This window comes from Bradyrhizobium sp. MOS002 (genome assembly GCF_003020115.1).
Taxonomy (GTDB): Bacteria; Pseudomonadota; Alphaproteobacteria; order Rhizobiales; family Xanthobacteraceae; genus Bradyrhizobium.
The window spans coordinates 1-5161 of the sequence record NZ_PYFX01000051.1; the positions used below are offsets into that span (position 1 = coordinate 1).

At 58.1% G+C, this 5161-nt stretch carries 6 protein-coding genes and 2 pseudogenes; 2 read left to right on the forward strand and 6 right to left on the reverse strand.

Annotated features, from left to right (window positions below):
• The 6 genes and pseudogenes from C7G41_RS36620 to C7G41_RS36645 form a co-directional block, all read right to left on the reverse strand.
• Window positions 1-692, reverse strand: a pseudogene (locus tag C7G41_RS36620) (methyl-accepting chemotaxis protein); the annotation flags it as partial.
• Window positions 693-723: 31 nt separating this feature from the next.
• Window positions 724-1044, reverse strand: a complete 321-nt coding sequence (locus C7G41_RS36625) for a plastocyanin/azurin family copper-binding protein (RefSeq protein ID WP_106947050.1) — start codon at window positions 1042-1044, stop codon at window positions 724-726.
• 27 nt (window positions 1045-1071) lie between these two features.
• Complete coding sequence (locus C7G41_RS36630; RefSeq protein WP_106947051.1) at window positions 1072-2157, reverse strand: cytochrome-c peroxidase; 1086 nt, start codon at window positions 2155-2157, stop codon at window positions 1072-1074.
• Window positions 2158-2215: 58 nt separating this feature from the next.
• A complete protein-coding gene (locus C7G41_RS38685; protein ID WP_306768102.1) occupies window positions 2216-2461 on the reverse strand; it encodes a hypothetical protein in 246 nt (81 codons plus the stop codon).
• Window positions 2462-2859: 398 nt separating this feature from the next.
• Window positions 2860-3270 carry a hypothetical protein gene (locus C7G41_RS36640; RefSeq protein WP_106947052.1) on the reverse strand — a complete coding sequence of 137 codons (411 nt, stop codon included), beginning with the start codon at window positions 3268-3270 and terminating at the stop codon, window positions 2860-2862.
• A 427-nt stretch (window positions 3271-3697) separates the two neighbouring features.
• Window positions 3698-4036, reverse strand: a complete 339-nt coding sequence (locus C7G41_RS36645; protein ID WP_158268094.1) for a phasin family protein — start codon at window positions 4034-4036, stop codon at window positions 3698-3700.
• 599 nt (window positions 4037-4635) lie between these two features.
• Between C7G41_RS36645 and C7G41_RS36650 the strand changes: the two genes are divergently transcribed.
• Window positions 4636-4977 (forward strand): hypothetical protein, encoded by a 342-nt coding sequence (locus C7G41_RS36650; protein ID WP_106947054.1) that lies wholly within the window; start codon window positions 4636-4638, stop codon window positions 4975-4977.
• Window positions 4978-4979: 2 nt separating this feature from the next.
• Window positions 4980-5161: pseudogene (locus tag C7G41_RS36655) on the forward strand (hypothetical protein); the annotation flags it as partial.

A 5161-nucleotide genomic window follows, 5' to 3' on the forward strand; every position in this document is an offset into this window, starting at 1 on the left:
CGGCGCCGGACCTCGATATGGTCAGTGAGATTTCCGGCGGCGACCCGTTCGGCGACGTGCATGGCCGCGAACACCGGCCGACTCAGCGAATAGGCGAAGCCGGCCGCGATGAGCAAGCCGACCAGCGCCGTGCCGATTGCGAGCGCCAGCATGGTAGAATGGGCCTGGGCAACGGCAGCTTCCGCCTCCGTGCGAAATTCGAAGCCGTAAGCGGCGACCATTTCGACTAGATCGTCGACCGCTGCGATTGTGTCGGCACCCAGTTGCGCGACCACGAATGTCGTCGGGATTTCGGTCAGGCCGCCGGCCTGCTGCTTAAGGATCTTCAGGCCGGCACTGGACCAGTCGCGCAGCTTGCTCTCGACCTTCTCGCGCGCGGCACTGACATTGGCGCTGCGAACGCGGTCCCGCACGACATTGAGATCTTCGGAAATGTTGCCGATAAGCTTTTCGAACTTGATGACGGCCTCTCCCGAGGTGCCCTCGGTGAGGCTCCGCTGCATGACAAGGCGGGCCTCCTCCAGCGCGGTATGGGCTGACCGCGCATGATTGATGCCCATCAAGGGGCCATCATAGAGCCGTACCACGAGGTTACCCGAACTCGAAATGCCGCGTATGCCGTAAAACGCTAGACCGCAGGCCAGCGCGATAATGAGGATGAACGCACCAAAAATCTTGTAGCGGATCGACATCGGGAAATCTCCGGCGCGTATCTTCGCGCGACTAGTCAGTCACTTTCACCATCATCTTCATACGCGGATGGATCGCGCAGAGAACCTGCACGTCGCCGACATCCTTGAACGAGACATCGGTGGACGTGCCGGGCGGCTGTGATCCGAGGTTGAACTCGTTGCCTTTGGAGGCCGACATGATGTTGTGCGGAACGCTGTCGTCATTGAGGAATGTGATCGCCTCGCCCTTTTTGATGGTCATGCTCTCGGACGAGAATACGCGGCCCTGTTGATGGATTATCTGATTGGCGGCAAGCGCGCCAACCGACAGGCCGGAGAGAATGACAAGGGAAAACAGAGCAAGCTTGCGCATGGGACACCTGATTGTTGTTCATCAAAATCAACGCGGAAGAACCGGCACGGCGGTTGGACTGAGATCGCTGCTCAGCGTCTTGAGGAAGGAAACCAGTTCCGACTTTTCCTGCGCGGAGAGGCCGAGCGGTTTCATGAGATCGGCGCGACTCGGGCGGTCGACACCGCCGCCGTCGTAATGGTCGATGACCTGTTCCAGTGTCGCAAGCGATCCATCGTGCATGTAGGGGCTGCGCCGCCCTATCTCGCGCAGGCCGGGCGTCTTGAACGCGTGCTTCATCTTGATGACGCCCGGCAGGAATTCGCCGCGCCCGACGTCGGCGCTGGGCAGCCCAATATCCTGGAAACCATCGTTGGTGAAATTCCAACCCTCGTGGCAGGCCGAGCACGTGGCCTTGCCGTTGAACAGCACGAAGCCCCGCTTGGCTTCCTCGGAGATCGCCTTCTCATTGCCTTCGATCCAGGCGTCGAACGGCGCGCGTTCGGACACGATCGTACGTTCGTAGGTCGCGATTGCCGATGCGAGTGTCTTGGGATTAATCTCTTGGCCCGGAAATGCCGCCTCGAATAACGGCTTGTATTCGGGAATGGCGGAGAGCCGCGCAACGAGCCGATCAAGCGGCATGTTCATTTCGCCGGCGGACTGGATCGGACCGAGTGCCTGCTCCTCGAGCGTGGCAAGCCGGCCGTCCCACATGAAAATCGCACCCCATGCTGTATTGACGATGGTCGGCGAGTGTCGACCGAGCTTTGCCATGCCGTGACCGACGCCGACCTCCAGCCCGTCGCCCCAGCCAAAACCGGGACTGTGGCAGCTTGCACAGGATTGCGCCGAACTCACCGACAGTCGTGTGTCGAAATAGAGCTTCTTCCCCAGCGCGGCCTTTTCGGGCGTGAAGGAATTGTTCTTCGGGAACGGAATCGTCAGTGGCCGACGATATTGCGCCTTGATCGCGTCGATGCCGCTCGGCGCCTTCTGGCCGAGATCGACCCTATGCGTCTCGCCAACGATCGCGTTGCCGAGGCTGATTCGCGTAGAGCCGAAAATACCGAGGCCAGCCGCTGCGATGGCGGCCACAAACAAGGTTGATCGATCGAAGCTGAACCCCGGCATGCCCCCCCCAAGTGGCGTCAGACTCGGCAGAACCGGCTGATCAAGCGATCCCTTAACGCTACGGGACCCAAGTTATCAAATTGCCAAGAATTCCCGATGCCGGACTCCGTAGAAGTACCTGAAAGAAAGCCACGCATGTCGCCAGCAACAAAGGCCTCATGCCGTTTCGCTTTAAGGCTAGGGCGAACTGTGGGCCGACGGAGTAGCCGACCTCATACAGGAACACGAGAAATAGAACGGACTTGGTCGTGCCCGAGGCCTGGATGCGCACATTGTCCGACCGGAAGCCCGGCGAACAGAGCACCCGCAACCGGACCAATAGCGAAGGTCCCGATCTTGAAGCTTCCCATCTAGTATCTAGCCGCGAAGACCAACGATAGCGCAAGCTTTGGGTAGCATACCAAAAGAACCATTGCGCTCACTCCCGTAGCGGGCGCTGTCGCGGCACCGTGAAAGGGCGACGTATGGTCAGGTCTTGATCTAGACCAAACGAGGCTCGTTGAGACGACCTTGGCGTCGAGCGTTTGAAACGATTGCGATCGCATTGACCTGCTACGGCTTCCTGGTAGCGGGTTCGAGCATCGGTGCTACCTCACTGCCTGCACAAGCAACTATGCGGCGCACTCAGCACCGTTCGGGCGACCAATGTTGATTGGTAGCGTCCCATACACACCACCTCTTGAGCAGGCATCAGGCGTTCGCTTAGAACTTGCATCTCGTGTAGTTCTGGCTCATTCCCGCAATCTCAGGAAAAGACCGGGAAATGTTGTTGTCGTCGATGATCTTGAGGCTGAATCGGACATCCTGAGTCATGATGCTCGAAGCGCAAGCTGCGGAGAGCTCCAGGCTGTCGCCCTCCTGCTTCCTGGACTTGATTATGCAGGTCCCGGCTCTTCCTCTGATCCGGTCGCCATCGATGATGAAGCCCGAACCGAAAAGCTCGGAAAACTCTGCATACACGACCCTATTATCCTGTCTTGTGAAAATCTGGTTGCATAGATCCGCGTGCGTCGCCCATGCGCCTGTAAGTTCGATCGCCCGCGCTTCGGCCACGGAAAAGACGCTTGAGCCCAGCACGATGGCTGCCCCAACCAATCGGAACGCTCTACACATAGTCTCCTCTCCCAAAAATTCCACTTTTTCAGACGACTGCCGCCCGGCGGCCCGCCTAGGGTGCTCTGATCAGTACGCCTCTGTCCGGTCAAGCCAACGACAAACTCTCCAGACCGTGATTGGCTACATGGTGTGCCCGCCTTCAAATTGGAAACGGTTGCCGATTTGCTCCGGCACCGCCGCATCGCGCGGGATGCGTTGATCGCACTCGATGATCGAGCGATGCGATGACAGCGATGCGTGGACACCCAAACCCCTTGGGTCGTCCGGGTCGGGCGACACCAGGAAAACATCGCCGGGCCTGCGGCGACACCGACACCTCCGCATATTCAGGTTCAAGAAAACCGCGGTTCCTCTGCCCCTGCACTGACTCGATTCGCCGCAAACACCTTCTCCTTCGGATCGTAGTCCCATAGCGCGCGGGCTCTTAACCCGCTGAACGCTTGGACGATGCCGCCATCTTGTCCGTAAGCTGCATCGCATCGTTGACGGCGGTTCTCATTTGAGACTGGAAGTACTCGACCTGAATTTGCATAGCCTCTTGAATATTTTTGGCGCCTAACAGCTTGCTTACAAATGCTTGGTTAGCGGCCACCTGTCGGCCGATATATGCTCTGAACGCGTTTACTTGATCCTCGTTGGCGTTTGGCACGTTCAGCATGCTCTTTTGCAGCAAGTCGAGATAGTTCTTTGTCGCGCTCCCAACTTTTGCAAGATTGTCTTCCATCATGGATCGAACGGCATCGAATGGGTCCTTGCTTTCCATAGGGTCCTCCCGCGGCTTTTTTCCAAATTGCGCGAACGAGGACATCTAACCTTGATTTGGATCAACGCGGCAGCGCCCAAGACATTTGCTCAGTAGTTACAGCTTTACCCAAGCAGCTCAATCGAACTCTTCCCGCTACCGTCCGCCCAATGTATGGTCTCGGTCCTTCAGCGTCATGCACTGAGAATGGTACATCCGCATTCGAGACGAACGGAAAAGCGGCCTCGCAACCGAACTGGCGGGTGAGCGCGTCGTGGTAGAGCCCGCGCTAAAAAACTGCTATTGAGGCGATCTGCCTTTGGAAAGTCGGACAAGGTGATCGCGCAGGAAATCGGAGGCACCCACGAGCAGATTGGGACGCACGCGGCGTCTCATTCAGCCAATGGCGCGCAGCCGGCTCTGCGACCCGCCCGCGCGGCATGATCTGATGCACGTCTAGCGGTCTGCTTATCGAGCGGCACTTTGCGTTTGATGCGTCATTGACATCTATCAATCGAGTGCCTGGTGTTTATCGTCCACCATACACAGCCGGTTGGCCTGGGCACACGCTGGCCAAGTGAGTGAGGCACTGCTTCTTTTTCCTTCTGGGAGAATGACCTATGATGAAGTGTATCATGGTAATTGGGGCCGTAATGCTTCTCTCCGCACCGGTCGCAATGGCACGATCAGTTGGCGCCTGTGCGGCCGACATCAAGGCAAAATGCGCTGAAATCAAGCCCGGAGGTGGCCGCATTAAGGACTGCGTGAAAGCACACGCCGCAGAATTTTCCAGCGCGTGTAAGGCACGGCTTGCGCGGGTCGTCGAGATCAGCAAAGCCTGCACGACTGATGTGAAGGAAAGTTGCCCTGGTAAGGAACGAAGTTGCATTCTGAAAAGTATTGGCAGCGTCAAAGATCAATGCAAGGAGGCGCTCGGTCAGTCAGTGGCCGGGACGAAATAGAAGTGCTGCGTCAAGTTCTGAGAATCGTCACGCATCCGGCGACCATCATCGCAGGGGTCGTATCCGGTTTGCTGTTCGGCTTCTATCTGCCCCAGCCGGCCCATGCGCTGGTGCCGTTCGCGAAACTTTACGTCGCCCTGTTGTCGATGAGCATGCTGCCCATCCTCGTGACGGCGCTCACCTG

Excerpts from the sequence above, each read along its gene's own strand:
- C7G41_RS36625 (WP_106947050.1), bottom strand. The coding sequence starts at position 1,044 with ATGCGCAAGCTTGCTCTGTTTTCCCTTGTCATTCTCTCCGGCCTGTCG.
- C7G41_RS36630 (WP_106947051.1), bottom strand. The coding sequence starts at position 2,157 with ATGCCGGGGTTCAGCTTCGATCGATCAACCTTGTTTGTGGCCGCCATC.
- C7G41_RS36640 (WP_106947052.1), bottom strand. The coding sequence starts at position 3,270 with ATGTGTAGAGCGTTCCGATTGGTTGGGGCAGCCATCGTGCTGGGCTCA.
- C7G41_RS36645 (WP_158268094.1), bottom strand. The coding sequence starts at position 4,036 with ATGGAAAGCAAGGACCCATTCGATGCCGTTCGATCCATGATGGAAGAC.
- C7G41_RS36650 (WP_106947054.1), top strand. The coding sequence starts at position 4,636 with ATGATGAAGTGTATCATGGTAATTGGGGCCGTAATGCTTCTCTCCGCA.